1 protein-coding gene is annotated in these 2378 nt (G+C 71.4%); it reads right to left on the bottom strand.

The features are described 5' to 3' along the window. Nucleotides 1–2360, bottom strand: a 2360-nt coding sequence (locus ACZ3KP_RS40910) for a beta-ketoacyl synthase N-terminal-like domain-containing protein (RefSeq protein WP_467506218.1), incomplete at its 3' end; no start/stop codon positions are given. Nucleotides 2361–2378 lie beyond the last annotated feature (18 nt).

Here is a 2378-nt window from a genome sequence, read left to right as displayed (position 1 = left end):
ATCCCGCACTCGCCGGACCGCAGCGCCTGCGCCGCCAGGTGAATCGCCGTCAGCGAGGACGAACACGCCGTGTCGATCGAGACCGCGGGACCCTGAAGACCCAGCGAGTACGCCACCCGACCCGACGCCACACTCGCCGTCGTACCGGTGATCCCGAAACCGCCGGCACCGTCCTGCTCACCGACCCGGTACCCCAACGCGGTGATCCCGGCGTAGACGCCGGTGTCGGTGCCCCGCAGCGAACTCGGGGTGATGCCCGCGTCCTCCAGCGCCTCCCAGCAGGTCTCCAGCAGCAGCCGCTGCTGGGGGTCCATCCCCAACGCCTCACGCGGACTGATCCCGAAGAACTCCGCATCGAAATCGCCAGCGCCGTCCAGGAACCCGCCCACTCGGGCAAAGGTCGCGCCCGCATCACCGGAGCCGGAGTCGGAGCCGTCCAGACTGTCCACGTGCCAGCCCCGGTTCGACGGGAACTCCGAGATCGCGTCGGTCCCCGCGGCGATCAACCGCCAGAAGCCCTCCGGGTCCTCGACCCCGCCCGGGAACCGGCACCCCATACCGACGATCACGACCGGCTCCTGCATCCGCGCAACCGCGGCGGGCGTTTCCCGCAGGATCTCTTGCTCACCGGTCAGCTGCTGCCGCAGGTAGGCCACCAGCGCGGTCGGTGTCGGATGGTCGAAGAGGACAGTGGCGGGCAGCTGGAGTGCGGTAGCGGTCTTCAGCCGGTTGCGGAGGTCAACCGCGCTGTAGGAGTCGAAGCCCTGCTCGCGGAAGCTCCGATCGGCGTCGACGTCCTGCGGCCCGTCATGACCGAGTACCTCGGCGGCAAGGGTCAGGACCAGGCGGGCGAGCTGACGTTCGCCGTCCGTCCCCGACAGGCCGGTTGCCTGAGCGCCGTCGTTCTGACCTGCCGTCACCTCATGGCGCGATCCGCGCAGAATGCTGGATCGCAGCTCATCGGTGAGGTCCGCGATGACGACGCACGCGTGGTCGTGTCCGACGGTCCAGGCAAGTGCCTCGGCCAGGTCGTCCGGGTCGGCGTGCCGCAGACCGTCGACGGTTCCAGTCCCGGCAGCCTGCCAGGCGATGGCGGTGGCCGCACGGCCTTCCGCACGGCGCAGCGTCACCAGCGCATCGGCGAAGGCGCCGTAGGCACGCTTGTCCGCGTCCTGCTCGACGCCGAGCTGGGCGCCGGCGTCGGAGAGCACGACGAACGCCGACAGGTCGCGGCCGACGGTCTGATCGTGCAGGCCGAGCAGCACGTCGATGTCCTGCGCCCCGGCCGATCCGTCCGCAAGGCAGACGACCGCGGTGACGTCCAAGGGCACGTCCGTTCCCCGGACGACCTCGGCGCCCGCGGCTTCCAGCCATCGGGTGAGTGCAGCGGCGACCGGGCCGCTGTCGTCGCCGGACAGCAGCACCTTGCCGGTCGGCTGCCACGGCGGCCGTGACGTGTCGACAGCCAGGGGTGCGACGCGCACCTTCCTGGCGAACACTCCCGCCGTGCGCAGGGCCAGCCGGTCCTCGCTGTACTGGCCGCCGAGCACGGCACGCAGCAGGCCTTGAGTGCTGGTGTCCCACATCCGGGGCAGGTCGAGGCAGCCGCCGCGGCCACCCGTCAACGACGGCCGGTCCCAGATCGCGGACTGCCACGGGTCGCCGGGTCGGTCGGCCGGCTCGACAGCCACCGCCTCGACCGTGGCGTTCCACACCGGGACGCCGTCGACAATCGGCAGTCCAGGGGGCAGGAAGGAGACGACGCCGACGGCCTCGGGGTAGCGCTCGGCCAGCACGGCGCCGACCTGGGACGGGTCGGCCTGGAGCCGGTGGACCACGCCGCCATCGGCGGACAGCGCCTCCACCACCTCGGCGGCAACCCGCTCCTCAGCGAATCCCGGGGGGACGAGGAGCAGCCAGCCACCACTGGTCGTCGGCCGCGTCTCCGCGGTCACTGGCTCCCACGCCACCTGGTACAGATGCGAGTTGAACTTCACGCGACTGCGCTGCCGATGCCGCAGGCCGGAGAGCGCTGGCATCAGCGTTTCGACCGCCGAGCGCTCGGCGGTCAGGCCGAGCACTCCGGCGAGTGCCTCGACGTCGTTGCTCTCGATCGCCTGCCAGAACTCGCCATCGGCCGAGTCGCCGTCGTGATCACCCGCCGCGGCGGCCTTCGGCCAGTAGTGCCGGCGCTGGAACGGATACGTCGGCAGGGCAACCCTCTGCGCCCCACCGGTGATCACCGCGGACCAGTCCACCTCGACGCCAGCGGCATACAGACCCGCCAGCGCGCGCAGCGCCGTCTCCGCCTCGTCCTGGTCGGCCCGCAACACCGGAACCCAGGTACCGGCATCAGCCATCGCCGACAGCGCACCATC

It is taken from the genome of Streptomyces sp. NPDC020958 (assembly GCF_055562175.1).
Note: the sequence above shows the minus strand (reverse complement) of the source record. Positions and strands in the feature narration are given on the sequence as shown.